General features: G+C 73.3%; 25 protein-coding genes and 2 pseudogenes. 14 read left to right on the forward strand and 13 right to left on the reverse strand.

Annotation, left to right across the window (positions count from 1 at the left end; genetic code table 11):
* Positions 1-268 (reverse strand): annotated as a pseudogene (locus tag ABZ564_RS31105) (coagulation factor 5/8 type domain-containing protein); the annotation flags it as partial.
* 266 nt (positions 269-534) lie between these two features.
* Here ABZ564_RS31105 and ABZ564_RS31110 point away from each other — a divergent pair.
* Positions 535-1,167: a class I SAM-dependent methyltransferase gene (locus ABZ564_RS31110; protein WP_360862624.1), complete on the forward strand. Its 633-nt coding sequence runs from the start codon at positions 535-537 to the stop codon at positions 1,165-1,167.
* 60 nt (positions 1,168-1,227) lie between these two features.
* Here the strand turns inward: ABZ564_RS31110 and ABZ564_RS31115 are convergent, their stop codons facing one another.
* Positions 1,228-1,770, reverse strand: a complete 543-nt coding sequence (locus ABZ564_RS31115) for a TetR family transcriptional regulator (protein ID WP_360862626.1) — start codon at positions 1,768-1,770, stop codon at positions 1,228-1,230.
* 13 nt (positions 1,771-1,783) lie between these two features.
* The gene (locus ABZ564_RS31120) at positions 1,784-2,362 is read right to left on the reverse strand and encodes a sugar O-acetyltransferase (RefSeq protein ID WP_360862627.1); all 579 of its coding nucleotides are present in this window, start codon (positions 2,360-2,362) and stop codon (positions 1,784-1,786) included.
* Positions 2,363-2,445: 83 nt separating this feature from the next.
* Here ABZ564_RS31120 and ABZ564_RS31125 point away from each other — a divergent pair, with 83 nt between their 5' ends.
* A complete protein-coding gene (locus ABZ564_RS31125; RefSeq protein ID WP_360862629.1) occupies positions 2,446-3,663 on the forward strand; it encodes an MFS transporter in 1,218 nt (405 codons plus the stop codon).
* A gap of 147 nt (positions 3,664-3,810) precedes the next feature.
* Here ABZ564_RS31125 and thrS read toward each other — a convergent pair.
* The 5 genes and pseudogenes from thrS to ABZ564_RS31150 all read right to left on the reverse strand — a co-directional run.
* A pseudogene (gene thrS / locus ABZ564_RS31130) lies at positions 3,811-5,049 on the reverse strand (threonine--tRNA ligase); the annotation flags it as partial.
* 210 nt (positions 5,050-5,259) lie between these two features.
* Complete coding sequence (locus tag ABZ564_RS31135) at positions 5,260-5,967, reverse strand: class F sortase (RefSeq protein ID WP_360862631.1); 708 nt, start codon at positions 5,965-5,967, stop codon at positions 5,260-5,262.
* 118 nt (positions 5,968-6,085) lie between these two features.
* Positions 6,086-6,976, reverse strand: a complete 891-nt coding sequence (locus tag ABZ564_RS31140; protein WP_360862633.1) for a hypothetical protein — start codon at positions 6,974-6,976, stop codon at positions 6,086-6,088.
* Positions 6,977-7,207: 231 nt separating this feature from the next.
* Positions 7,208-8,047, reverse strand: coding sequence for a transglutaminase-like domain-containing protein (locus ABZ564_RS31145; protein ID WP_360862635.1), 840 nt, complete (start codon positions 8,045-8,047; stop codon positions 7,208-7,210).
* Between the two features lie 3 nt (positions 8,048-8,050).
* Positions 8,051-9,052, reverse strand: coding sequence for a GNAT family N-acetyltransferase (locus tag ABZ564_RS31150; protein WP_360862637.1), 1,002 nt, complete (start codon positions 9,050-9,052; stop codon positions 8,051-8,053).
* A 117-nt stretch (positions 9,053-9,169) separates the two neighbouring features.
* Between ABZ564_RS31150 and fdxA the strand changes: the two genes are divergently transcribed.
* Positions 9,170-9,490, forward strand: coding sequence for a ferredoxin (gene fdxA, locus ABZ564_RS31155; protein ID WP_018105475.1), 321 nt, complete (start codon positions 9,170-9,172; stop codon positions 9,488-9,490).
* Between the two features lie 120 nt (positions 9,491-9,610).
* Positions 9,611-10,705, forward strand: a complete 1,095-nt coding sequence (locus tag ABZ564_RS31160; RefSeq protein WP_360862639.1) for a bifunctional succinyldiaminopimelate transaminase/glutamate-prephenate aminotransferase — start codon at positions 9,611-9,613, stop codon at positions 10,703-10,705.
* A 68-nt stretch (positions 10,706-10,773) separates the two neighbouring features.
* Here the strand turns inward: ABZ564_RS31160 and ABZ564_RS31165 are convergent, their stop codons facing one another.
* Together ABZ564_RS31165 and ABZ564_RS31170 are read right to left on the reverse strand one after the other, a co-directional pair.
* Positions 10,774-11,184, reverse strand: coding sequence for an ATP-binding protein (locus ABZ564_RS31165; RefSeq protein WP_360862641.1), 411 nt, complete (start codon positions 11,182-11,184; stop codon positions 10,774-10,776).
* 365 nt (positions 11,185-11,549) lie between these two features.
* The gene (locus ABZ564_RS31170) at positions 11,550-12,425 is read right to left on the reverse strand and encodes a hypothetical protein (RefSeq protein WP_360862665.1); all 876 of its coding nucleotides are present in this window, start codon (positions 12,423-12,425) and stop codon (positions 11,550-11,552) included.
* A 298-nt stretch (positions 12,426-12,723) separates the two neighbouring features.
* Between ABZ564_RS31170 and dapE the strand changes: the two genes are divergently transcribed.
* Both dapE and ABZ564_RS31180 read left to right on the forward strand, forming a co-directional pair.
* Positions 12,724-13,803, forward strand: a complete 1,080-nt coding sequence (gene dapE, locus ABZ564_RS31175; RefSeq protein ID WP_360862643.1) for a succinyl-diaminopimelate desuccinylase — start codon at positions 12,724-12,726, stop codon at positions 13,801-13,803.
* Between the two features lie 108 nt (positions 13,804-13,911).
* Positions 13,912-14,697, forward strand: a complete 786-nt coding sequence (locus ABZ564_RS31180; protein ID WP_360862645.1) for a TIGR00730 family Rossman fold protein — start codon at positions 13,912-13,914, stop codon at positions 14,695-14,697.
* A 156-nt stretch (positions 14,698-14,853) separates the two neighbouring features.
* Here the strand turns inward: ABZ564_RS31180 and folP are convergent, their stop codons facing one another.
* Positions 14,854-15,726 carry a dihydropteroate synthase gene (folP, locus tag ABZ564_RS31185; protein WP_360862647.1) on the reverse strand — a complete coding sequence of 291 codons (873 nt, stop codon included), beginning with the start codon at positions 15,724-15,726 and terminating at the stop codon, positions 14,854-14,856.
* A gap of 121 nt (positions 15,727-15,847) precedes the next feature.
* On the opposite strand from folP, the gene ABZ564_RS31190 reads away from it, so the two are divergent.
* Both ABZ564_RS31190 and ABZ564_RS31195 read left to right on the forward strand, forming a co-directional pair.
* Positions 15,848-16,267 carry a hypothetical protein gene (locus tag ABZ564_RS31190; protein ID WP_360862649.1) on the forward strand — a complete coding sequence of 140 codons (420 nt, stop codon included), beginning with the start codon at positions 15,848-15,850 and terminating at the stop codon, positions 16,265-16,267.
* Complete coding sequence (locus tag ABZ564_RS31195) at positions 16,264-16,851, forward strand: DNA-3-methyladenine glycosylase I (protein WP_360862650.1); 588 nt, start codon at positions 16,264-16,266, stop codon at positions 16,849-16,851. The genes ABZ564_RS31190 and ABZ564_RS31195 overlap by 4 nt, the downstream gene beginning before the upstream one ends.
* A 4-nt stretch (positions 16,852-16,855) precedes the next feature.
* On the opposite strand, the gene ABZ564_RS31200 is transcribed toward ABZ564_RS31195, so the two are convergent.
* The gene (locus tag ABZ564_RS31200) at positions 16,856-17,668 is read right to left on the reverse strand and encodes an enoyl-CoA hydratase-related protein (protein ID WP_360862652.1); all 813 of its coding nucleotides are present in this window, start codon (positions 17,666-17,668) and stop codon (positions 16,856-16,858) included.
* 313 nt (positions 17,669-17,981) lie between these two features.
* Between ABZ564_RS31200 and ABZ564_RS31205 the strand changes: the two genes are divergently transcribed.
* The gene (locus ABZ564_RS31205) at positions 17,982-18,149 is read left to right on the forward strand and encodes a DUF3117 domain-containing protein (protein ID WP_018105485.1); all 168 of its coding nucleotides are present in this window, start codon (positions 17,982-17,984) and stop codon (positions 18,147-18,149) included.
* 134 nt (positions 18,150-18,283) lie between these two features.
* Here the strand turns inward: ABZ564_RS31205 and ABZ564_RS31210 are convergent, their stop codons facing one another.
* Positions 18,284-18,949: an O-methyltransferase gene (locus tag ABZ564_RS31210; RefSeq protein ID WP_360862653.1), complete on the reverse strand. Its 666-nt coding sequence runs from the start codon at positions 18,947-18,949 to the stop codon at positions 18,284-18,286.
* Positions 18,950-19,126: 177 nt separating this feature from the next.
* On the opposite strand from ABZ564_RS31210, the gene sigE reads away from it, so the two are divergent.
* The 5 genes from sigE (at position 19,127) to ABZ564_RS31235 (ending at position 24,078) form a co-directional block, all read left to right on the forward strand.
* Positions 19,127-19,894: an RNA polymerase sigma factor SigE gene (gene sigE / locus ABZ564_RS31215; protein WP_360862655.1), complete on the forward strand. Its 768-nt coding sequence runs from the start codon at positions 19,127-19,129 to the stop codon at positions 19,892-19,894.
* The gene (locus ABZ564_RS31220) at positions 19,891-20,886 is read left to right on the forward strand and encodes a zf-HC2 domain-containing protein (RefSeq protein WP_360862657.1); all 996 of its coding nucleotides are present in this window, start codon (positions 19,891-19,893) and stop codon (positions 20,884-20,886) included. The genes sigE and ABZ564_RS31220 overlap by 4 nt, the downstream gene beginning before the upstream one ends.
* Before the next feature lie 122 nt (positions 20,887-21,008).
* Positions 21,009-22,724 (forward strand): trypsin-like peptidase domain-containing protein, encoded by a 1,716-nt coding sequence (locus ABZ564_RS31225; protein WP_360862659.1) that lies wholly within the window; start codon positions 21,009-21,011, stop codon positions 22,722-22,724.
* Positions 22,725-22,823: 99 nt separating this feature from the next.
* Positions 22,824-23,300: a sec-independent translocase gene (locus ABZ564_RS31230; protein ID WP_360862661.1), complete on the forward strand. Its 477-nt coding sequence runs from the start codon at positions 22,824-22,826 to the stop codon at positions 23,298-23,300.
* A gap of 118 nt (positions 23,301-23,418) precedes the next feature.
* Positions 23,419-24,078, forward strand: a complete 660-nt coding sequence (locus tag ABZ564_RS31235; protein ID WP_360862663.1) for a hypothetical protein — start codon at positions 23,419-23,421, stop codon at positions 24,076-24,078.
* Positions 24,079-24,217 lie beyond the last annotated feature (139 nt).

Genomic DNA, 24,217 nt, shown 5'->3' on the forward strand with positions numbered 1-24,217 from the left:
ACTCCTGCTTCCTGAACACCTCGTCGACCCTGGCCTGGATGTCCGGCGTCGACGGATCGAACACCATCACGTTCGGACCGAGATCACCACCGCCCTCGACGGCCTGCGCGTCCTGCCCGAAGGCGGTCTGCGCCGTGGGGACGGCCATGAGCAGCGACACGGCGAACGCGGCGAACCCGAAGGCCCTGCCCCGGCGCCTGCGGCGGGATGGTGCGGTGGGGGTGGGTGTGGGGGGAGTTGTGGGGGCTTCCGTGGGGGGAAGGTGCATGGAGGTACGTCTCCTGGGTCTTGGTACGGGTGACGCGACGAACGGTCCGGCGAACGCCGAGAGAGCGCTCTCCGGTGGGTGTCGATGGTTCCGCCGTTACCAGGGACACGTCAAGAGGTGTGCGTGGGAAGCCTTGGCCGAACCGGGACGGTCGCAACAATTAATGCCTCTGGCACGGCAATTGACCCTTTACGTGCCCGGTTGCGGGGGCCCTTGGGTTCAGGAGCTGACGGTGGCCGGACCGGACAGCCCTTAGGCTCGTACGGATGACCGAACTCGACGCCACCCGCGCTTATTACGACACCGTCGCCGAGGAGTACGCCGCACGCGTCCCCGGCCTCTTCGCCGAGGACGTGCCGGGGCGCGCGTTGATCGGAGCGTTCGCGGAGGAGGTGCGCGCGGACGGCGGGCTGCCCGTCGCCGATCTCGGCTGCGGACCAGGGCATGTGACGGCCCATCTGGCGGGCCTGGGGCTGAGCGTCCACGGCGTCGACGTGTCGCCGCGCATGGTGGACGTCGCCCGGCGCCGCCACCCGCACCTGCGCTTCGAGACCGGAACGATGGACGCGCTCGGGCTGCCGGACGGCGGCCTCGGCGGGATCGTCGCCTGGTGGTCCGTCCTGCACACCCCGCCGGACCACCTCCCGGCCCTCTTCACGGAGTTCCGCCGCGTCCTGGCCCCCGGTGGCCGGCTGCTGCTGGGCTTCCACGCGGGCGACGGGGAGCCCTACACCTCGGAGAAGCGTGCGGGCGGGTTCGCGTACGCCATTCACCTGCTGTCGCCCGACCGGGTTGTCGGACAACTGGAGCAGGCCGGTTTCACCGTTACCGCCCGGCTGACCACCCCTGGTGCGAAGTGGCCCCAGGTGTGCCTGCTGGCCCGGGCCGCCGGTGCGTGAGGTCCGGCCTGGCCGGCACCTTGGTCAGGTGGGGTGCCGGCCAGGAGCTGGGGGCGCGCGTCAGGCGCGCGTGATGCGGGCGATCGCCTCGACGGTCAGGGCGCGGTCGTGCGGTTCGGTTTCCAGGGCGCGGTGGATGGAAAGGCCCTCGATCAGCGCGTCCAGCTGACGGGCCGTCGCGGGGTCGAAGTGCCATTCCAGAGCGACCCGGCTGCGGCGCATCCACTCCCGGGTCAGTTCGCGGTAGGCGGGCTTGCGGGCGGCGAGGGTGTACAGCTCGTGCGTGAGGACCAGTTCGCGCTGGTTGCCGCCGGACAGGCGGTGGACCAGATCGGCGACCGCCTCGCGGGCCTCGTCCTGTGTGGTGGCGGCGCCCAGATGTTCCTCGAAGACGGCCACGATGCCGCTGGAGAAACGGGTGAACGCCTCCCGCAGCAGCTCGTCCATGCCGGCGAAGTGGTACGTCATCGAACCGAGCGGCACCCCGGCGCGGGCGGCGACCTTGCGGTGCGAGGTCCCGGCGACCCCCTCGGCCGCGATCAGGTCGAGCGCGGCGGTGATGATGCGCTCCCGCCGCTCGGGGTCGTTCTGTCCGGTCGCCACACTGGGTCCTTGTCTAGATGGAACGGATCACCCGGGCGGGATTGCCCACGGCGACCACGTTGGCGGGGATGTCCTTCGTGACGACGGCTCCCGCGCCGATGACGCTGTTGTCCCCGATGGTCACCCCGGCCAGCACGATCGCCCCGCCGCCGAGCCAGACATTGTCACCGATCGTGATGGGCCGCGCCGCCTCCAGCTTGTCCCGCCGGGGTTCCGGCTCCACCGGGTGGGTGGGCGTGAGCAGCTGGACGTTCGGCCCGATCTGGCAGTCGCGGCCGATGGTGATCGGCGCGACGTCCAGCGCGGTGAGGTTGTAGTTGATGAACGTGTCCTCGCCGACCGTGATGTACGAGCCGTAGTCCACGTACAGCGGCGGCCGGATGTGCGCCCCCGCGCCGATACCGCCGAGGAGTTCGGCGACGACGGGCTGCGCGGCGTCCGGGTCCTCGGTGTAGGCGGCGAGATAGCGGGCGGCCAGCCGCACGGCCCGCTTCTGGGCCTCGACGATCTGCGGGTCGTCGGCGATGTACAGGTCTCCGGCGAGCATCCGCTCGTGGTTCGTACGCGGGTCTCCCGCGAAGTGATCCGTCATGGGTACGAGCGTACACTCCAGGCGTACGATCGTACGCTCGTGGCGCCCGCCACTTTCCCGACCGTCTGACGAGGCCCCGCTGTATGGATGCCGCCACACGCCGCTGGCGTGCCGCACTGTTCCTCTTCATGCTCGCCGCCGGTACCGGCATGGCCTCCTGGGTCGCGCGCACCCCGGCCGTCCGGGACGGGCTCGACGTCTCCACCGGCGCGATGGGCCTGGTCCTGTTCGGGCTGTCCATCGGTTCGATGGCCGGGGTGATGGCGTCCGGGCCGCTCGTGCGCCGCCGCGGCGGCCGGACGACGATCCTCGGCGGGGTCGTCCTGATCGTCGCCGGCCTGCTGGTCGTCGCCGCCGGCACCGCCCTGTCGCTCGCGGCCGTGGTCTTCGGCGGACTGGCCCTGTTCGGCGGCGGGATGGGGATGAGCGAGGTGGCGTTCAACATCGAGGGCGCCGCCGTCGAGAGCGCCATCGGCCGGCCCGTCCTGCCGGTGCTGCACGGCTGCTTCAGCCTGGGCACCGTCGTCGGAGCGCTCCTCGGCATGGCGCTGACGGCGGCCGCGTTCCCCGTCGGCCGGCATCTGACACTCGTCGCGGTGCTGATAGCCGCGGCCGGTACGCGAGCGGTCCTCGCCATCCCGCACGGCACGGGCAAGGAGGACGCGCCGACCGCCGGGGCCGGACAGGGCGGCCTGCGGGGGCAGCTGCACGTGTGGCGCGACCGGCAGCTCGTCCTCATCGGCGTGATCGTGCTGGCCATGGCCTTCGCGGAGGGCGCGGCCAACGACTGGCTGCCGCTGCTCATGGTCGACGGCTACGAGGTGAGCGCCACGGCGGGTTCGCTGACCTTCCTGGTCTTCGCCGCCTCGATGACGCTGGGCCGGCTGGCCGGCGGCCCCTTCCTGGAGCGGTTCGGCCGGGCGAAGGTCGTCCGGATCAGCGGCCTGACCGCCGCGCTGGGCCTGGCCGTGGTGATCGTCGCGCCGAGCCCCGTGATGGCGGGCGCCGCAACGGTGCTGTGGGGGCTCGGCGCCTCCCTCGGCTTCCCGGTCACGGTGTCCGCGGCGGGCGACCACCCGACCGACGCCGCCGCGCGGGTGGCCGCGGTCTCCACCGCGGGCTACGGGGCCTTCCTGGTCGGGCCGCCCGCGCTCGGCTTCCTCGCGGAGCACATCGGACTGCGGCTCACGATGACCGTCGTCCTCGTCCTGGTGGCCCTCGCGGCAGCGCTGGCCGGGGCGCTGGGCCCCGGCCGCGACAGCGATGCCGCCGACGCGGCGGCGGCCCCGGTCACCTCCTGACCGGTGCCGCCCGCGGGCCGGCCGGCGCCCGGTTCCGGCCGCGGCGCCTCGGACCCGCGGACCGCGCCGGGCATGTCCTGACCCGCCGTGCCCGCGGATCGGCCGGAGAGCCCGGCCCGGCGTCTCCGGCCCGCCGCCCGCCCCGGGTCACGCCCCGACCGGCTCCTCCTCGTCCCACAGCGCGACGCTGTGCGCGGCGGTCAGTGCGCCGATCCGGGCCAGCGCCTCCCCGGCCGGCAGGGGGTCGAGCCGGCGGCCGTCACGCAGCCGCAGCGCGACGAGGCCGCCGGCCGCCTCCGCCGCGCCGATCACCACCTGGTACGGCACCAGCCTGGCCCGGCGGATGCGCGCCCCCAGGCTGCCGTGCTCCCGGCCGCTGATCTCCGCGCGCAGCCCGAGCTCGGCGCAGCGCGCGGCCAGCGCCTCGGCCTCCGGGAGTTCGGCGTCGGAGACCGGCAGGATCGCCAGCTGGTTCGGGGCGAGCCAGGCGGGGAAGGCCCCGCCGTGCTGCTCGATGAGATGGGCGACGGCCCGCTCGACGCTGCCGATGATGCTGCGGTGCACCATGACCGGCCGGTGCTTCGCCCCGTCGGCCCCGGTGTAGTGGAGGTCGAAGCGCTCCGGCTGGTGGAAGTCCACCTGCACGGTGGACAGGGTGAACTCGCGGCCCGCCGCGTCCTCGACCTGGACGTCGATCTTGGGCCCGTAGAACGCGGCCTCGCCCTCCGCCGCCTCGTACGGCAGCCCCGACCCGTCCAGCACCTCGGTCAGCAGCGCGGTGGAGCGCCGCCACAGCTCCGGGGCGGCGACGTACTTCCCGCCCGGGCCCGGCAGCGACAGCCGGAACCGGGCCGGACGGATGCCCAGTGCCCCGTACGCCCGCCGGATCATGTCCAGCGCGCCCCGCGCCTCGTCGGCGACCTGGTCCACGGTGCAGAAGATGTGCGCGTCGTTGAGCTGGATGGAGCGCACCCGGGTCAGCCCGCCGAGCACCCCGGACAGCTCCGCGCGGTACATCCCGCCCAGCTCCGCCATCCGCAGCGGCAGTTCGCGGTAGCTGTGCGCGCGGGAGCGGTAGATCACCGCGTGGTGCGGGCACAGGCTCGGCCGCAGCACCACCTGTCCGTCGCCCAGGTCCATCGGCGGGAACATGTCGTCGCTGTAGTGCGCCCAGTGCCCCGACCGCTCGTACAGCTCGCGCTTGCCGAGCACCGGCGAGTACACGTGGCGGTAGCCCGCCCGCCGCTCGGCGGTGCGGATGTACTCCTCCAGGGTGTGCCGCAGCACCGCCCCGTCCGGCAGCCAGTAGGGCAGGCCCGCGCCGATCAGCGGGTCGGTGTCGAACAGCTCCAGCTCGCGGCCGAGCCTGCGGTGGTCGTGCATGGCGGTCTCCTCGCGTGGGAAGGGCGAGCGACCGCACGGAAAAGCCCCGGGGCACTCGCCCCGGGGCTTGTCGACTGGTCAGCAGTCAGCGCGCCGGGACACTCTCCGGCGTCGTCGTGTTCATGGCGGCACGCTGCATGCCGCTGACACTAACCGCGGCCCGCGGCCGCCCGCATCCGGTTTTCCCGCCCGTAGGCGGGGGAAGGGCGCCGATCACCCCTTCTTCACCGAGTCCAGGTGGGCGAAGACCACGACGTTGTCCTCGTAGTCCTTGGCCTTCCGGTCGTAGTTGCCGCCGCAGGTGATCAGCCGCAGCTGCGCGTCCGGGGTGTCTGCGTACACCTTCTCGTCGGGGAAGTCCGCCTTGCTGAACGTCTCCACGGTGTCCACGGCGAACGAGGCCACCGTGCCGTCGGCGCGGGTGATGTCGACGGTGGCACCGGGTTTCAGCGAGCTCAGCTGGAGGAAGACGGCCGGGCCGGTCGTCGTGTCGACGTGGCCCGCCACGATCGATGTGCCCAGCTCGCCGGGCGTCGCGCCGTCCTTGAACCAGCCGACCAGGTTCTTGTCGTTCGGCGGCGGCGCGTCGAGCCGGCCCGAAGGACCGATCGACAGCGGGGTGAACGGCGCGTTCACCTCGATCGCCGGGATGCGCAGCCGCGTCGGCACCGAGCGCGGCAGTGAGGGCGACGCGTTCGGGGTGGCCTTCGACGTGCCCGAGGCCGAGGGGGAGGCGGCGGCGGACACGGCGGCCGCGGGAGGGGCGGGCGCCTTGCCGTCGGCCGGGGAGCCGATGGAGTGGTAGATCAGGGTCATGCCGAGCCCGGCCGCCGCGAGGGGCCAGAACAGGGCCCGGCCCAGCGAGCCGGTGGGGGCCGCGGCCCCGGGGGAGGGGGAGTCGGTGGTCTGCGGGGCGGCCATGGAGAACGTGCCTTTCGTCCGTGCGGTGCGGTACACGTGGGGGCCCGGGGAAACGCGGGCGCCGCGGCCGCCGTCCGGAGGGACGGCGACCGCGACGACAGAGGGCCCGCCGGGCCGGTCAGGCCATCGCACCGCCGGACGCCTGACGGCGACGCAGCCGGTACGCGGCGGCGCCGGCGCCGCCGAGCAGCAGCACCGAACCGGCCGCCAGACCGCTGCCGGTCATCGCCATCGCACCGCCGCCGGTGTGCACGCCGCCGCGCGGCTTCTCCTCGTCCTTGTACTTGCCGCCCTCGTCATCCGGCTGCCACTCCTTGGTGACGGTCTGCGAGAGCGCGCCGCCGCCGGTGTGGACGCCGCCGTGGGGCTTGTCCTTGTCCTCGTCCTTGTCCTTGTACTTGCTGTCCTTGTCGCTGTCGTCCCAGCCTTCGGTGACCGCCTTGGCGAGGGCGCCGCCGCCGGTGTGCATGCCGCCGTGGGGCTTGTCCTTGTCCTCGTCCTTGTCCTTGTACTTGCTGTCCTTGTCGCTGTCGTCCCAGCCTTCGGTGACCGCCTTGGCGAGGGCGCCGCCGCCGGTGTGCATGCCGCCGTGGGGCTTGTCCTTGTCCTCGTCCTTGTCCTTGTACTTGCTGTCCTTGTCGCTGTCGTCCCAGCCCTCGGTGACCGCCTTGGCGAGCGCGCCGCCGCCGGTGTGGACGCCGCCGCGGGGCTTGTCCTCGTCCTCGTCCTTGTACTTGCTGTCCTCGTCGTACTTGCTGTCCTTGTCGTCCGGCTGCCACTCCTTGGCGACCGTCATCGACAGCGCGCCGCCGCCGGTGTGGACGCCGCCGTGCGGCTTGTCCTTCTTCCGGCCCTCGTCGGACTTGTCGCGGTCGCGGTCGTGGTCGGAGGCGGACGAACCGCCGTGGTCCTGGTCGGAGGCCACGGTCATCGCGTAGGCCGAGGGGGTGGTGATGGCGAGAACCGCCGTGACGGCGGCCGAAGCGAACAGCGTGCGGGCAGAGCGCATCTGTACACATATCCTTTCGTCGCCCCTGCGAGGAGTGACGATATGTCGACTCCTGGTGACGCAGTGGCTACGTGATCCACCGTCAGTCCGAACCCGGGAGCGCGCCAGCGGAGAGCACCGCATGGGGGCCACGGCATGGGCCCATCGAGTGGCGGAGAACGGATAATCACCCGTTGGGCGGCACGGCGCGCCGTCGCGAGGTTTGGACGCCGCGCCTCACCTCGCGGTCCGTCAGTTCAGCAGCGCCCGCGCCGCCCGCGCGCCCTGCCGCACCGCCTCCGCCACGGCCGGCTCCACGCCCTCGACAACCCCCGCGTACTCCTCCATCTCGGCCGCCCCGCGCAGGAACTGACCCGCGCGCACCAGCAGCTGGGCGTGCTCGTAACGCAGCCGGGCCGGGTGCGAGGGCAGCAGCAGGGCCAGCTCCACCGCCCACAGCGCCACGGCCGTGTGCTCCGGGCGGGCCGCCGCCCAGGCCCGGATGTTGTTCAGGACACGCAGCACCACCTCGAGCGGCCGCGCGGGCTCCAGCGACGACGGCTCCCACCGCTCCCCGGTCGCGCTCGTCACCAGCAGCTCCGCGTCCTGGTCCGTCAGCGGCCGCCCGCCGGCGAACGGGTCGGCGAGCACCCGCTCGGCCGGATCGCCGAAACCGACCACGAAATGACCCGGCAGAGCCACCCCGTACACCGGTGCGCCCGCCCGCCGGGCGACCTCGATCCACACCACCGAGAGCAGGATCGGCAGCCCGCGCCGCCGCCGCAGCACCTCGTGCAGCAGGGACGACTCCAGGCGCCGGTAGTCGGCCGTCGAGCCCTCGAACCCGCACCGCTCGCCGAGCAGTTCGGCCAGCGCCGACGCCCAGGCATGGCCGCCGCGCAGCCCGTACGGAACCAGGCCGGCCAGCCGGTCCAGTTCGATCTGGGCCTCGTCGATACCCCGCGCGTCCAGCGCCGGGTCCGCCTCCGCCGCCACCAGCAGGCACAGGAGCGCCAGGTCGGGCCGCTCGGCCCGGGCCTCCTCCGCGAACCGGCGGCGCAGCTCCTCGCGGTCGTTCCGCTCGGGGACCACCGGTCACACCGGCCGGAAGTGGTGGTAGAGATGGTGCGTCGCGAAGCCCATCCCGTCGTACAGCGCGCGGGCGCTCTCGTTGTCCGCCTCCACCTGAAGCCAGGCGGCGGACGCGCCCTCGTCCATCGCCTGCCGGGCCAGCGCGGTCATCACGGCGGTCGCGAGGCCCCGGCGGCGGTGCTCGGGAGCCACCTCGACGGCCATGAACCCGGCCCACCGCCCGTCCACCACGCACCGCCCGATCGCGGCGGGCGCCTCCTCGCCGTCCTCGCCGGGCACGGCCGCGAACCACACCGACGGGCCGCTGTGCAGCACCGACGTCACCTCGGGGCCCGGCGTCCCGACGCGCTGGTAGCGGGCGAGCCACGCCGCGTCGGCCGTACGGTCCAGCCGGACCCGGGACACCTCGGCCGGCAGGTCCCCGACCGGGGCGAGCGCCGCGATCCGCACCTCCGCCGTCACCTCGCGCCGCCAGCCGTGCTCCTCCAGCGCCGCGCACAGTTCCTCCTGCGCGTCCTCTGCGCCGGTCGCGGTCTGTACGTACGGGGGCAGCCCCCGCTCCGCGTACCACTCCCGGACGTGCCCGAGTGCCGCGTCGAGCGGTACGCCCGGGTCGCCGAGCGGCAGCACCGAATTGGCGCGCCGGGTGAATCCTCCGGAGGCGCGCAGCAGCCAGTCGCCCAGCGGCTCGCTCTCCACCGGCTGCCAGGCGCGCGCGGACACCCGGGCGAGTTCTCCGAAGGAGGCGGCGGGGCCGCGCCGCCGGGCCGGAGCGGACGGTACGACCTTGCCCGCGACCAGAGAGGACTCGGAGATGCGGACGGACTCACCGTTCCTGGTTGTGATGGACAGCACACCGGCGTCCCACGATGTGAGAACGCCGACCGTGTCGGTGAATTCCGGCCTCTTCGGACGGTCTCCGGTCAAGCGCCGGACTGATACCCGTTTGCCCACGTCAGCTGGTGCAATTCGGACCTCCAGCCGTCCGCCGATGGTGAATTCCACGGCTCTGTCCGCCCCTCCTGTTCGGTTCGTGCCCGCGAACGGAGATACTAGGTGCGGGCATCGACGACGCCGCGCTCCCGCGCGAGAGCCAACGCCCTACCGAGGAGGAACGACAGCGTGACCTACGTCATCGCGCAGCCTTGTGTCGACGTCAAGGACAAGGCCTGCATCGAAGAGTGCCCCGTCGACTGCATCTACGAGGGCCAGCGGTCCTTGTACATCCACCCGGACGAGTGCGTCGACTGTGGAGCCTGCGAGCCGGTCTGCCCGGTGGAGGCGATCTTCTACGAGGACGACACCCCGGACGAGTGGAAGGACTACTACAAGGCGAACGTCGAGTTCTTCGACGACCTCGGGTCGCCGGGTGGTGCCTCCAAGCTGGGCCTGATCGAGCGCGACCACGCGTTCATCGCCGCGCTGCCGCCGCAGAACCAGTAACAGCGCCCCGGCACGTGCGCCGCCCCGGCCCCGTACGGCTCGCCGCCGTGCGGGGCCGCGGTGTTCCGGCGCCCGCCGCCGGGACGCCCGCGTGAATCCCGTACGAGAAAGCAGAGAGCCGTGTCCGCAGTCTCCTCCCGCCTCCCGGTCTTCCCCTGGGACAAGCTGGCGCCCTACAAGTCGACGGCCGGGGCCCACCCGGACGGGATCGTGGACCTGTCCGTCGGCACGCCCGTCGACCCGGTGCCGGAGCTGATCCGGCAGGCGCTCGTCGCGGCCGCCGACAGCCCCGGCTATCCGACGGTGTGGGGGACCGCCGCGCTGCGGGACGCGCTCACCGGCTGGGTGGAGCGGCGGCTCGGAGCGGTCTCGGTGGCCCATGAGAACGTGCTGCCCGTCGTCGGCTCCAAGGAGCTGGTGGCCTGGCTGCCGACCCAGCTCGGCCTCGGCGCCGGCGACAAGGTCGCCTACCCGCGCCTCGCCTACCCGACGTACGAGGTCGGCGCCCGGCTCTGCGGCGCCGAGCCGGTGGTCTACGACGACCCGACCGAGCTCGACCCGGCGGGCCTGAAGCTGCTCTGGCTCAACTCCCCGTCCAACCCGACCGGCCGGGTCCTCGCCAAGGACGAGCTGGTCCGGATCGTCGCCTGGGCGCGCGAGCACGGGGTGCTGGTCTTCAGCGACGAGTGCTACCTGGAGCTGGGCTGGGAGGCCGAACCGGTCTCCGTGCTCCACCCCGACGTCTGCGGCGGTACCTACGAGGGCGTCGTCGCCGTCCACTCGCTGTCCAAGCGGTCCAACCTGGCGGGCTACCGCGCCGCGTTCATCGCGGGTGACGCGGCCGTGCTCGGCGAGCTGCTGCAGATCCGCAAGCACGGCGGGATGATGACGCCCGCCCCCGTCCAGGCGGCGACCGTCGCGGCGCTCGGCGACGACGCGCACGTGGCCGAGCAGCGCACCCGGTACGCCGGCCGGCGCGCCGCCCTGCGCACGGCCCTGGAGGCCCACGGCTTCCGCATCGAGCACAGCGAGGCGAGCCTCTACCTCTGGGCGACCCGCGACGAACCGTGCTGGGACACCGTGGCGTACCTGGCTGAGCTGGGCATCCTGGTGGCGCCCGGCGACTTCTACGGACCGGCCGGCGACCGCTTCGTCCGCGTGGCGTTCACGGCCACCGACGAGCGCGTGGCGGCCGCGGTCAAGCGCCTGGGCTGAGCGCCGGCGCACGCGAGGGCCCCGGGAGCGCGTCGCGCACTCCCGGGGCCCTCGCGCAGGGAGCGGGCTCAGCCGAGCGGCAGGCCCCGGGTGAGACCGTCGGTGGGCAGACCGCCCTCGGCCGCCTTGGCGACGGTGCCGGTGGCGCCGCCCTCGGCCGCGTCGGTGGCCGTCCCGGAGACCTTCTTCGCCGCGGGGGCCGCCTTGCCGCCGAGGTCGCCGAGCGTCTTGCCCGCCACCGGCAGCGTGGTGCCGACGACCTTGCCGCCGGTCTTGCCCGCGGCGTCGGAGGCCGGCTTGGCGGTGCCTTCGACCGTCTTGCCGAGACCGGAACCCTCGACGCTGGTGAGACCACCGAGGTTCGGGGTCTGCGGGAGCTCCGCGGCACCGGCGGCGCCGGCCGCACCGACCACGGGGGCCGCGCCCGCCGCGATCAGCAGCGCGGTACGGGCGATCCGACGGGTCAGGGGGAGGGACATGATGCTCCTTCGACGGGAGAGGGATTCGGGCTGTCCGTGGGTCGGACGCCCTGACAACCGTCGTGGGGGCGGGTGAGGTTGCGGTGCGACGACGTAAAGACTCAGCAACGCGGCGGACGGCCCCCGGCGGAGGAAGCCGGGCAAACGGTGCGCTGCGCGACCGCCCGCCGAACCGTCACTTCCCTTGCGGCGCAAGGGAAGCGGTGCCGCGTCTCGCGGCCCCCGCACCGCCCTTCGGAGGGCGCTCGGCCGCGTCATGGTCCCCTCCGTACGGATGAACCCCCGCACGAACGCGCGACATGCCCGACCGGGCGGGGGCGGGTCGGGACGTGCCCGGCCCGTGGCCGCCCCGCCCCGGGCACCGCTCAGCGCACGAGGCGCAGCCGTACCTCGTCCAGGTCGGACTTCTCCCGCTCCGACGCCTCGCGTTCCGTGCGCCAGCCCGAGCCGGCCGCCCACACCCGGCCCCCGTACGTGACTTCGTCGATGCCCAGCGCCTCCGACTGGGCCACCGCCCAGTGCGCCAGCTCCCAGCCCCGCTGCGGCACGCCGTCCCGGTCGGCGCGGCGGTCCGCGCGCACGGGAACCGCGAGCGCGCCCGAGGCCGTCGCGCCCGCGGAGGGGGCCGCCGCGCCCGTCCCGGCCGGCAGCACGTCCTTGCCGAAGGCGCTCACCAGGGCGGCCCGCACCTTCGCGGCATCGCCCGTCCCGGTGGTGGTCCGCGGCGGCTCGCAGTCCAGCGCGCCGGGCGTGCGCCCGGTCAGCGCGGCGGCCAGCAGCGCCGCGTCCGGCTCGTGCTTCGCGTACGCCTGCGGGAAACCGCTGCGCTGGACGCGCTGCGCGGCGACGGTGAGCGGCAACCGCGAATAGCCGGGCACCTCGGCCAGGTGCTCGTAGAACTTCCCGGCCGAGTAGACCGGGTCCATGATCTGCCGTCCGGTGCCCCAGCCCTGCGAGGGCCGCTGCTGGAACAGCCCCAGCGAGTCCCGGTCGCCGTGGTCGAGGTTGCGCAGCGCGGACTCCTGCAACGCCGTGGCCAGCGCGATGGTCACCGCGCGCTCCGGCATCCCGCGCCTGGTGCCGACCACGGAGATCGTCGCGGCGTTCGCGGCCTGCTCGGGCGTCAGCCGGTACGAGCCGTCCGCCGAGCGCACCGTGCACTGGTCGGACCCGCGCCCGCCCGAAACGTACTGAACGGTCAGATAGCCGGCCACCGCGACGAGCACGCCGACGGCCGCCACGATCCGCAGCCGACGACTGCGGCCGGGAGGTCGGGGAGCAGCGGAAACGGTCCTGGGCACGGGCCCACCGTACGACAGGCACTAGTGCCGCGGCAGCCAGGGTTTGCCCGGAAGGAGCGGCGTCAGGGGTATCCCCGAGTTCTCGGCTCCGCTCGAACAGGGGAGACCCCACCTCTCGGCGTGCCGGCCGGAAGCCCTCGTACTGGACGTACTCGGGTTTTCGGCCGGTGCGGCGAGAGTGCGTGCATGGCGTCGCGACGGGGTGAACCTTGGCTGCTGCGGCACTAGGCTCCTGGCCATGGCCGAAAGCACGCTTGACCTCACCCTTGACGGGCCCGCCCTCACCGCCGCGCTGGTGGACTTCCCCTCGGTCAGTGGGGAGGAGAAGGACCTGGCCGACGCCATCGAGTCGGCGCTGCGGACGCTGCCGCACCTGACCGTCGACCGGTACGGGAACAACGTCGTGGCCAGGACGGATCTCGGCCGTTCCGAACGCGTCATCCTGGCGGGGCACATCGACACCGTGCCGATCGCCGACAACGTGCCCTCCCGGCTCGACGCGGACGGTCTCCTCTGGGGCTGCGGCACCTCCGACATGAAGTCCGGCGTCGCCGTCCAGCTGCGCATCGCCGCCACCGTGCCCGAGCCCAACCGCGACCTCACCTTCGTCTTCTACGACAACGAGGAGGTCGCCGCCCACCTCAACGGCCTCGGCCACATCGCCGACGCCCGCCCCGACTGGCTGAAGGGCGACTTCGCCGTCCTCCTCGAGGGCTCCAACGGCGAGGTCGAGGGCGGCTGCCAGGGCACCCTGCGCGTCTTCCTCCACCTCACGGGCGAGCGGGCGCACTCGGCGCGCAGCTGGATGGGGTCGAACGCCATCCACGCCGCGGCCCCGGTCCTCGCCCGCCTCGCCGCGTACGAGCCGCGCCGGCCGGTGATCGACGGCCTGGAGTACCACGAGGGCCTCAACGCCGTACGCATCGAGGGCGGCGTCGCCAACAACGTCATCCCGGACGCCTGCACGGTCGTCGTCAACTACCGCTACGCCCCCGACCTCGGCCAGGAAGAGGCCCTGGCCCACGTCCGCGAGGTCTTCGCGGACTGCGGCGTCGCCGAGTTCACGGTCGACGACCACTCCGGCGCGGCCATGCCCGGCCTCTCCCACCCGGCGGCCAAGGCGTTCATGGACGCGGTCGGCGGAGTCGCCCGCCCCAAGTTCGGCTGGACGGACGTGGCCCGCTTCGGCCCTCTCGGCGTCCCCGCGGTGAACTACGGTCCCGGCGATCCGGTCCTCGCCCACAAGCGCGACGAGCACGTCAAGGTCGAGCGCATCACCCACTGCGAGGAGCGCTTGAGGGCCTGGCTCACGGCATGACCCACGACCGACCTCCCGCATTCCTCTGTCCGTAACCCGCGGCGATCTACGCTGGCGTGAGACGGAGGCGCCGCAGGGCGCCTCCGACGCCGGCGGAGGGAGCAGGTCATGGGCAACCGCGAGGACGCGCGCATTCCGGAGGGTGCGGAGATCCCCGAAGGCGCGGTACGGCCCGAGGAACAGCGCCTCGGCCCCGTACTGCGCCGCAGGGACCAGGTGCAGCCCGGCACGACCGATCAGCGGCTGCTGGACTCCGAGGACGACTCGGAGTGGGTGCACACCGACCCCTGGCGGGTGATGCGCATCCAGTCGGAGTTCGTCGAGGGCTTCGGCGCCCTCGCCGAACTGCCGAGCGCCATCAGCGTCTTCGGCTCGGCCCGCACACCCGCCGGGGCGCCGGAGTACGAGGCGGGCGTACGGATCGGCCGGGCGCTGGTCGACGCGGGCTTCGCGGTCATCACCGGGGGCGGCCCGGGAGCGATGGAGGCGGCGAACCGGGGGGCGCGCGAGGCGAAGGGCGTCTCGGTCGGCCTCGGCATCGAGCTGCCCTTCGAGTCCGGCCTCAACCCGCACGTCGACATCGGCGTCAACTTCCGCTACTTCTTCGTCCGCAAGACGATGTTCGTGAAGTACGCCCAGGGCTTCGTCGTCCTGCCCGGCGGCCTCGGCACCCTGGACGAACTCTTCGAGGCCCTGACCCTGGTCCAGACGGGCAAGGTCACCCGCTTCCCGATCGTCCTCTTCGGCACGGCCTACTGGGGCGGCCTGGTCGACTGGCTCCGCGACACGGTGGTGGCCCAGGGCAAGGCGTCGACCAAGGACCTCCTCCTGTTCCACGTCACGGACGACGTGGACGAGGCGGTGGCGTTGGTGACGAAGGAGGTGGGGCGTTGAGCCGGTGCGGCCCCGCCGGCGTGTGAGGCAGCGCCCCGAAGCTTCCAGCCCCTCCGGCGCTCGAGGAGCGGGGCCCGGGGCGGCGCCCCGGTTTCGGGAAGGGGCGGGGTGGGGAACAGGCCCGCCGCAGGCGTCCCGCCCCCTACCCGCCTCGCCCTACGCCAACCCCCGCCGCGCGACCGCCGGTGACCGCCACCCCGCGATCGACGCCACCATGTCCAGCACGTCCCGCGTCTCGGCCACCTCGTGCACCCGGTACACCCGCGCTCCCAGCCACGCCGACACCGCCGTCGTCGCCAGCGTCCCGAGCAGCCGCTCCTTCACCGGCCGGTCCAGCGTCTCGCCCACGAAGTCCTTGTTGGAGAGCGATACCAGGACGGGCCACCCCGTCTCCGCCATCTCGCCGAGCCGGCGCGTGGCCTCCAGCGAGTGCCGGGTGTTCTTCCCGAAGTCGTGACCGGGGTCGATCATGATGCCGTCCGGCCGGACCCCCAGGGACACGGCCCGCTCGGCCAGCCCCACGGTCACCCGCAGGATGTCGGCCATCACGTCCTCGTACCCCACCCGGTGCGGCCGCGTCCGCGGCTCCGCGCCACCGGCATGGGTGCACACGAGCCCCGCCCCGTACCGCGCGGCGACCTCCGCCAGCTTCGGGTCCACCCCGCCCCAGGCGTCGTTCAGCAGATCCGCCCCCGCCTCGCAGACCGCCTCGCCGACCTCGTGACGCCAGGTGTCGACGCTGATCACCACGTCCGGGTGACGGCGGCGCACCTCGGCGACGAACCCCACCGTGCGGCGGGCCTCCTCCTCGGCGGTGACCTCCTCGCCGGGACCGGCCTTGACGCCGCCGATGTCGATGATCGCCGCGCCCTCGGCCACGGCCTGCTCGACCCGGGCGAGAGCCGGCTCGTCCTGGAAGGTGGCGCCCCGGTCGTAGAAGGAGTCCGGGGTGCGGTTCACGATCGCCATGATCACCTGTTCGTGCGCCCCGAATTCGCGCCGCCCCAGCCGGAGCGCACCGCTTGCCATCCTTGTCCCTCCCTGTGGATCCGGCCGGGCAGACACTTGCCGAGGCCGACAGCCGACCCTAGCTGTCGGTACCGCATGGCACGATCGGACCCGGACGAATTCCGCTCCCGGGGAGATACGCGTGTTCTTGTTCTTGCTGCTGGCGATGGTGGTGGTGGTTGCCGCGGTCACCCTCGCGGTGGTCGGTGGAGGCAGGAGCGCCGTCCTGCAGGACGTGGCGCCCGAGCTGCTGACGGACCCCCTGCCCGTCTCCCGCCCGGTCGGCCGGGCGGACGTCGAGGCGCTGCGGCTGCCCGTCGCCCCCCGGGGCTACCGGATGACCGACGTGGACGACGCGCTGAGCCGGCTCGGCGCCGAACTCGCCGAGCGGGACGCGCGGATCGCGGAGCTGGAGGCGGCACTCGCCGGCGCGCAGGCGACCAGGACCGGCCGCCCCGAGCTGCTCAAGGAGGGGCAGGAGCCGCGGCCCTGGCAGCCGCCGCAGGAAACCGGCGGCCCGGCCGGTGAGCAGTCCGCCCCCGACGAGGAGCCGGGCCGATGAGCGGCGGTGCCGTGGCGGCGGCGGACGGCGGACTGCGCTGCCCCTGGGGCCTGTCCACCGAGGACTACCTCTGGTACCACGACACGGAGTGGGGCCGTCCGGTCCACGGCGACGACGCCCTGTTCGAGCGGCTGTCCCTGGAGGCGTTCCAGTCCGGGCTGTCCTGGCTGACCATCCTGCGCCGCCGCGAGGGCTTCCGCAGCGCCTTCGCGGGGTTCGGCATCCCGGCGGTGGCCGCCTTCACGGACGCGGACCGGGAGCGGCTGCTGGCCGACGAGGGGATCATCCGCAACCGCGCGAAGGTCGACGCGACCATGGCCAACGCCCGGGTGCTGGCCGGCTGGGGCGCCGGCGAGCTGGACGAGCTGATCTGGTCGTACGCCCCCGACCCGCTGGGCCGCCCGGCCCCGAAGACCCTCGGGGACGTACCGGCGGTCACCCCCGAATCCACGGCCCTGGCGAAGGACCTGAAGAAGCGGGGGCTACGGTTCATCGGGCCGACCACGGCCTACGCCCTGATGCAGGCGTGCGGCCTGGTCGACGACCACCTCGCCGACTGCGTCTCCCGCCCCACCCCGGCGTAGCCGCCTACCGCCCGAGGTACTTCGGCTTCTCCTTGGCGAGGAAGGCCCGCACCGCGATCCCGTGGTCCTCGGACGCGCCCGCCCCGGTCTGGAGCTCGTCCTCCTTCTCCAGGGCCTCGGCCAGGGTGTGCCCGGCCCCGAAGGCCAGCGACTCCTTGAGCGCCGCGTACGCCACCGTCGGCCCGTCGGCCAGGGCACGGGCCACGGCGGCCGCCTCGGCGGCGAGGTCGGCGGCGGGCACCAGCCTGTTGACGATGCCCAGCTCATGGGCCTCCTGCGCGGAGATGGAGCGCGGGAACAGCAGCAGGTCGGCGGCGCGGCTCTGTCCGATGAGCCGGGGCAGCGTCCAGGAGACGCCCGAGTCGGCGGTGAGCGCGACCCCGGCGAAGGAGGTGTTGAAGGAGGCGGTGTCGGCGGCCACCCGGTAGTCGCAGGCGAGCGCGAAACCGAAACCCGCACCGGCGGCGGCGCCGTTGATCCCGGCCACGACCGGCTTCGGCATCTGGGTGAGCGCCCGCACGATCGGGTTGTAGTGCTCCTGGACGGTGCTCAGCGCGTTGCCCCCGTCCTGCCCCTGGACCTCGGCGAGCTTGGCCAGGTGCTCCTTGAGGTCCTGCCCGACGCAGAAGGCGCGCCCGCCGGACGCGGTCAGCAGCACCGCCCGTACGCCGGTGTCGGTGGCGGCCGACCGCAGGGCGTCGCGGAGCGCGACCTTGGCCTCGGTGTTCATGGCGTTCATCGCGTCGGGGCGGTTGATCGTGATCGTCGCGAGCCCGTCGCCGATGTCGTAGAGCACCGCGTCGTCGTGATCGGCCATGAGTGGTCCCCTTTGCGTGTCGTTCACCAGCCTGTCCACGCAAGCATGGCCGACTTCGCCGGAGGCGGACATGTGACCTGCGTCAAACATTTCCGCGCCGTGGAGGGGCCGAAGGGGCCGGAGTATCCCAGTGAGGTCCCCGAATTGGGTGGTTTTGAGCGAGCGCGTTGCCCAAGCGATGCAGAGCGATGTTGGTCATCGGGGTCGGTGATGCGGGATAATGGCGTGGAAGCACTGTGTTCGATGCCGGTGAGGCAGCGCCTGTCATGGGGCCGCCGGTTGCGATGAGCTGGTTTCAGGAAGGGGAACGAGCATGGCGGCCATGAAGCCGCGGACGGGCGACGGCCCGCTCGAGGTGACAAAGGAGGGGCGGGGCATCGTCATGCGAGTTCCGCTCGAAGGCGGCGGTCGGCTTGTCGTGGAGCTGACGCCGGACGAGGCCGATGCACTCGGCGACGCCCTCAAGCAGGTCGTCGGCTGAGCGGAGGCGCTCACAACTTCACCGCTGCCCCGGCATGGTTCCCGTGCCGGGGCAGCGGTGCGTCCGGGGCCGGTACGGGATCCGCCCCGCGCGGGCGGGCGCGGTCCCGCGTCCGGGGCCGGCGCGCGTACGCCTCAGCCGCGCCGCACCGCGCAGAGCAGGCCGTCGCCCACCGGCAGCAGCGTCGCCATCAGCTCCTGGCTCTCGCGGACCGCCCGCAGCAGTTCGCGCAGCCGCAGCACCTCCGCGGGCTGGGCGGCCGAGTCGACCGTACGGCCGTCCGCGAAGACACCCTCGAAGCAGACGAGACCCCCAGGTCGCAGCAGGCGCAACGATTCAGCTAGACAGTCCAGGCTCTCCATCCGGTCGCCGTCGCAGAACACGAGGTCGTAGCCGCCGTCCGCGAGGCGGGGGAGCACATCGAGCGCGCGCCCGGGGATGAAACGGGACCGGTTGGCCGCGAAACCGGCCGCCCGGAAGGCCTGACGGGCGAACTGCTGGCGCTCGGGCTCCGGGTCGACCGTGGTCAGTACCCCGTCGGGTCGCATGCCGTGCAGCAGATAGATGCCGGACACGCCGGTGCCGGTGCCGATTTCCGCCACGGCCTTGGCGTCCGTGGTGGCAGCGAGCAGGCGCAGCGCGGCGCCGGTGCCTGGCGACACCGAGCGGAGCCCCGCGTCGCGGGCCCGGTCCCGGGCCCAGCGCAGTGCTTCGTCCTCGGCGACAAAGGCGTCGGCGAACGCCCAGCTCGTCTGCCGGTTGGCGGTAATGACCCTCTCCTGTCCCCTTAGTTGGCGCAACGGTGACTGTATCCGCTGGACCCGGGAACCCGCAGATGGGACCGGGCGTTGTGAGAGGGCGGGGGAAAGCCCGTGGACCAGGCCCGCCGACCGGGTCGGGCGCGCGGGCGGAATTCCGGGGAGATCCCCGGCCCCAGCTGGAAAAAGGCTTATCCGGAGCTAACGGGCGAGGTGGCTATGGTAGGGGCTCCACTGGACACCACCAGAGCCGATAGGGGAGGTGCGGCTGCGCCTGTGGATCGGGGAGGAGTGCTGCGGCGCTTTCTCAGGTCGGCGGGTGAGCCGAAATCCGTGACCGACATCGCTGACCGTTCTTCCAACGACTCCGCACCGACCGCGACCTTCGCCTCCGATGCGGAATCCCAGGCGTGGACCCCGCCCACATGGGAAGAGATCGTCAGCACGCACAGCGGCCGCGTCTACCGCCTCGCCTACCGGCTGACGGGAAACCAGCACGACGCGGAGGACCTCACGCAGGAGGTCTTCGTCCGTGTCTTCCGTTCGCTGTCGACCTACACGCCCGGCACCTTCGAGGGCTGGCTGCACCGCATCACGACCAACCTCTTCCTGGACATGGTCCGCCGCAAGCAGCGCATCCGCTTCGACTCCCTCGGGGACGACGCCGCCGAGCGGCTGCCCAGCCGTGAGCCCTCGCCCCAGCAGGTCTTCAACGACACCCACTTCGACGCGGACGTCCAGCAGGCGCTGGACACCCTCGCGCCCGAGTTCCGGGCCGCGGTCGTGCTCTGCGACATCGAGGGACTCTCGTACGAGGAGATCGCCGCGACGCTCGGCGTGAAGCTCGGCACGGTGCGCAGCCGCATCCACCGCGGGCGCTCGCACCTGCGCAAGGCGCTGCGGCACCGCTCGCCCGAGGCGCGCGCCGAGCAGCGCTCGCTCGCGGGCGCCGGGGCCCTCCTGGCCGGGGAGGGCGGCACGGCGTGAGCGGAACGGATCCGACCCCCGCGGAACAACACCTGGGGGACCGCCTCGCCGCGCTCGTCGACGGCGAGCTGAAGCACGACGCCCGCGACCGGGTGCTCGCCCATCTCGCGACCTGTACCAGGTGCGCGGCCGAGGCGGCCGCGCAGCGCCGCCTGAAGAACGTGTTCGCGCAGGCCGCTCCGCCCGCGCCCTCCGAGGGCTTCCTGGCCCGCCTCCAAGGGCTTCCGGGCGAACCGCCGGGAGGTGACGACGACCGGCAGGGAAGACCTGCGGGCGGCTCCGGGCGGTTCGGTGACGGACTGTTCCCCGGGACACGCCCCCCGGGCGGCCGGGCGGACCTCACCACCGGCCCCGGCCCCCTCGACGGCTTCGGCTACCTCCCCGCCGTCCACGGCGGGGCCACGGCGCTGCCCGCTCCGCCGGCCCGCTCGGGCTTCCGCATCCACGAGGTGGGGCGCGAGACCGACCGCTCGCCCTGGCGGGGCCGCAGGTTCGCCTTCGCCGCCGCCAGCGCCGTCTCGCTGGCCGCCATCGCCCTCGGCGGCGCCCTGCCGACGACTACGGGCTCCGAGGCGCCCAACCGCGCCGCCGGCTCGGGCAACACCGTGACCCCGGTCGGCTCCGACGCCCGGACCGGCGGCGCCACGGCCGGCCGCCGCAACGGCTCCGGCCAGGGCACGCGCGTCATGTCCGGCCAGGGGGACGTCCCGGCCTCCCTCGCCGTGAACACGGCGTCCGCGGGGTTCGCGCCCGCCCCCTCGCTGCCGGCCACCGGCCCGCTCACCGGGAGCCCGTACGGCCTGCCCCTCACCTCCGGCGCGTCCGCGCTGATACGCCCCGGCGGGACCGGCGCCCTGCTCGCCCGCACCGTGGGCGGCGGGCTCGACCCGGTCCCGCCCGCTCCCGCCCCGGAGCCCTCCCTGCCGCCCACCTCGGCCGCCGCGAAACCGGCTTCCGCCGACCACGGGCTGCCCCTCTCCCCCCGCCGCTGATCCAGCAGCCCGCACGGGCTGCGCAGGTCCGGCTCAAACCTGGTTGAATTCCGGCAGGATTTCGGGAGGGACGCCTCTGCGGGGGCGTGCGGAGGGCCGGTTGCGGCAGTTGCGGGGAGAACATGGACGACGGGAAGCCGACCGAGCCGAAGGCGAAGTGGTGGAGCCGGCCCACACCGGGACGCGGCACGCCCACCGAGCCGACCGAGCCGTCGTCCCCCCAGGACGCGGTGCCGGCCCCGGCCGACGAGGCCCCGGCGACCGCCGGGACACCCGCGCCGGCTGAGCCTTCGGAGACCGCCGGGACACCCGCGCCGGCTGAGCCCTCGGCGATCGCCGGGGCGGCCGAGACCCACGAGCCCCCGGCGGCGCCCCACGACGCAGCTCCCGCCTCGCACGGTTCCCAGCCGCTGCACGAGCCGGACCCGTACGGCACGCCGCCCTACGGCGGCCCCGGCCCGTGGGCGCCCGCTCCTCCCGTACAGCGGCCGACGCCGGCCCACGGCACTCCCGTACCCCCGCCGTACGCGGGGACGAACGGCGCGGGCCTGTCCCTCGCGCCCGACCAGGCGGCCCAGGCATTCCCGCCCCCGATGACGCCTCAGCAGCCCCAGCCCCAGCCCCAGCAGCCGCACCCGCCGGCGCCGCAGTGGCAGAGCTACGACCCCTGGGGCGCGCCCCGGCAGCCGCTCGTCACCCAGCCCGGCCCCCCGCTCCCCGACGGCCGGCGCGGGAAGCGGCGCGGCACCATGCTGGTCGGCGCCCTGCTCCTGGCGCTGGTCGCGGGTGGTATCGGCGGCGGGATGGGCGCGTACATCGAGCGCAACGGCGGCCTCACCAGCATCGAACTGCCCCAGGACGAGCGGGACGGCGGCGGCCGCGCACCCGACAGCGTGGCCGGTATAGCGGCCAGCGCCCTGCCCAGCGTGGTCACCCTGCACGTCAGCGGCACCACCGAGTCCGGCACCGGCACCGGCTTCGTCCTCGACGACCGGGGCCACATCCTCACCAACAACCACGTGGTCGCCCCGGCCGGTTCCTCCGGCGAGATCACCGTCACCTTCAGCGGGGGCGAGACCGCCACCGCCGAGGTCGTCGGCAAGGACAGCGGCTACGACCTGGCCGTGGTGAAGGTCAGCGGTGTCTCCGGGCTGAAGCCGCTGCCGCTGGGCAACTCCGACAACGTCCGGGTCGGCGACCCGGTCGTGGCCATCGGCGCACCGTTCGACCTGTCCAACACCGTCACCTCAGGCATCATCAGCGCCAAGGACCGGCCGATCACCGCGGGCGGCGAGAAGGGCGACGGCAGCGACGTCAGCTATGTCAACGCGCTCCAGACCGACGCCCCGATCAACCCCGGCAACTCCGGCGGTCCGCTGGTGGACACCGACGCCCACGTCATCGGCATCAACAGCGCCATCCGCGCCGCCGACAGCGGCTCGGCCGCCGAGGGCGGCCAGGCCGGGTCCATCGGGCTCGGCTTCGCCATCCCGATCAACCAGGGCAAGCTCGTCGCCGAGGAACTGATCAACACCGGCAAGGCGACCCACCCCGTGATCGGCGTCACCCTCGACATGAAGTACACCGGCGACGGTGCCAAGGTCGGGTCGAGCTCCCGGGGCACCTCGCCCGTCACGGCGGGCGGCCCGGCGGACAAGGCGGGCATCGAACCCGACGACGTCATCACCGAGGTGGACGGGGAACGGGTGCACAGCGGCGAGGAGCTGATCGTCAAGATCCGCTCGCACCGGCCGGGGGACCGACTTGAGCTGACCCTGACCCGCGGTGGTAAAGACCTGTCCATAACTTTGACGCTGGGTTCGGCAACCGGCATGTGACGGCCACGGGAAGCTACCGTCCGGACAGATTCGCCGGGTACCGTGGTCGATGTCCGGACCTCATCCGAGCTGGTCGCGGAGAATACGAGGAGCCGCAAGGTGTTCAACGACATAGGTGCACTCGAGCTGCTGGCGCTCGCGATCCTCGGCGTGCTCGTCTTCGGCCCGGACAAACTGCCCAAGGTCATCCAGGACGCCTCCCGCTTCATCCGCAAGATCCGCGAGTTCTCGGAGAGCGCCAAGGAGGACATCCGCACGGAGCTCGGGCCGGAGTTCAAGGACTTCGAGTTCGAGGACCTCAACCCCAAGACGTTCGTTCGCAAGCAGTTGATGGACGGCAACGACGACCTGGGGCTGAAGGAGATCCGCGAGAGCTTCGACCTGCGCAAGGAGCTCACCGACGTCACCGACGCGGTGAACGGGCGCAGCACCCCCTCGGCGGAGCCGAGGACCGGCGTGTCGGGCGGGGCGGCGGTCACCGCGGCGAACGGCTCGAAGGGCGCTCCCGACCTGCTCAAGAAGGACGAGCAGCCCCCGAAGGACACCCCGCCGCCGTTCGACGCGGACGCCACCTGAGGGCCGCCAATCCCGGGTCCTCCGGACGGTATGGCTATTCTCCATCTGTCCGGCTGTGAGGACGCCCGCAGGGGCGGGCCGCTCCGGACCCCTACGGATCGAGGAGGCGGCCGGGCTGATGGAGACGACGAGTCGGGTGGGCGCACAGGACGCGCCGGACACGGTCACGGCGGAGGCGGTCCCGGCGGCCCGGCTCATGGTCGATGGCTATCTGCGGGCCCCGTTCCCCTGGTACGCGCTGGACGAGGCGTTCACCGGCCCGCGCCGGCTGATGCCGCTGGGCACCGCCGCCGACGGCGAGGTGCAGCACGGTTCCATCGGCCACGGCGACGAACCGCTGGTACGGGGCGGCTCCGGGGCCGACAAGCAGCGGTTCGCGGTCGTGGTCACCGTCGCCAGTAGCCCCGTACGGCGCAGTGGTGACGGTACCGGGGTGCTTGAGGCGACGACGGTCTCCTCCGCGGCCTGGCTGGCCGGCTCCGGCCTGCTGTCCTGTACCTGGCCCCCGCAGCTCGACCACACCCTGCGCGACGACTGGCTGGACCAGCAGACGGAGACGGCGTTCGAACTCGCCGACGATCTGGAGGGCCCCGCCTGGTCGGCGCTGTCCCTGCCGGTCGACGGCGTGCCGGTGCCCTTCCACTACCGCGAGTCCGAGTTCGGCTGGGTGCTGGCCGGCTCCGCGCCCGGCGGGGTGCACATCGGCGCCTACGGGCGCGGGATGAGCGCGTACGGGCTGGGCTTCTCGGTGGTCGAGGCCCTCGAGTCGTACGCGTGACCCGCGCGGGAATGGGGAAGGCCGGGGCCCTCGGGGCGTCCACCCACCGTCCGAGCAACTGACGCAGAGCGAGCGGGAGTTCGGCGGCGTCGAGGGCGGTACGGGTGGCGAGGCCGAGCACCCGTGTCGGGGCGTCGAC

The organism is Streptomyces sp. NPDC019224 (assembly GCF_040632605.1).
Taxonomy (GTDB): domain Bacteria; phylum Actinomycetota; class Actinomycetes; order Streptomycetales; family Streptomycetaceae; genus Streptomyces.

Coding starts and splice junctions, on each gene's coding strand:
- sigE (WP_360862655.1), top strand. CDS start 19,127: ATGGTAGGGGCTCCACTGGACACCACCAGAGCCGATAGGGGAGGTGCG.
- dapE (WP_360862643.1), top strand. CDS start 12,724: ATGGCCGAAAGCACGCTTGACCTCACCCTTGACGGGCCCGCCCTCACC.
- ABZ564_RS31225 (WP_360862659.1), top strand. CDS start 21,009: ATGGACGACGGGAAGCCGACCGAGCCGAAGGCGAAGTGGTGGAGCCGG.
- ABZ564_RS31110 (WP_360862624.1), top strand. CDS start 535: ATGACCGAACTCGACGCCACCCGCGCTTATTACGACACCGTCGCCGAG.
- ABZ564_RS31165 (WP_360862641.1), bottom strand. CDS start 11,184: ATGTCCCTCCCCCTGACCCGTCGGATCGCCCGTACCGCGCTGCTGATC.
- ABZ564_RS31125 (WP_360862629.1), top strand. CDS start 2,446: ATGGATGCCGCCACACGCCGCTGGCGTGCCGCACTGTTCCTCTTCATG.
- ABZ564_RS31235 (WP_360862663.1), top strand. CDS start 23,419: ATGGAGACGACGAGTCGGGTGGGCGCACAGGACGCGCCGGACACGGTC.
- ABZ564_RS31140 (WP_360862633.1), bottom strand. CDS start 6,976: ATGCGCTCTGCCCGCACGCTGTTCGCTTCGGCCGCCGTCACGGCGGTT.
- ABZ564_RS31135 (WP_360862631.1), bottom strand. CDS start 5,967: ATGGCCGCCCCGCAGACCACCGACTCCCCCTCCCCCGGGGCCGCGGCC.
- ABZ564_RS31195 (WP_360862650.1), top strand. CDS start 16,264: ATGAGCGGCGGTGCCGTGGCGGCGGCGGACGGCGGACTGCGCTGCCCC.
- folP (WP_360862647.1), bottom strand. CDS start 15,726: ATGGCAAGCGGTGCGCTCCGGCTGGGGCGGCGCGAATTCGGGGCGCAC.
- ABZ564_RS31200 (WP_360862652.1), bottom strand. CDS start 17,668: ATGGCCGATCACGACGACGCGGTGCTCTACGACATCGGCGACGGGCTC.
- ABZ564_RS31180 (WP_360862645.1), top strand. CDS start 13,912: ATGGGCAACCGCGAGGACGCGCGCATTCCGGAGGGTGCGGAGATCCCC.
- ABZ564_RS31205 (WP_018105485.1), top strand. CDS start 17,982: ATGGCGGCCATGAAGCCGCGGACGGGCGACGGCCCGCTCGAGGTGACA.
- ABZ564_RS31120 (WP_360862627.1), bottom strand. CDS start 2,362: ATGACGGATCACTTCGCGGGAGACCCGCGTACGAACCACGAGCGGATG.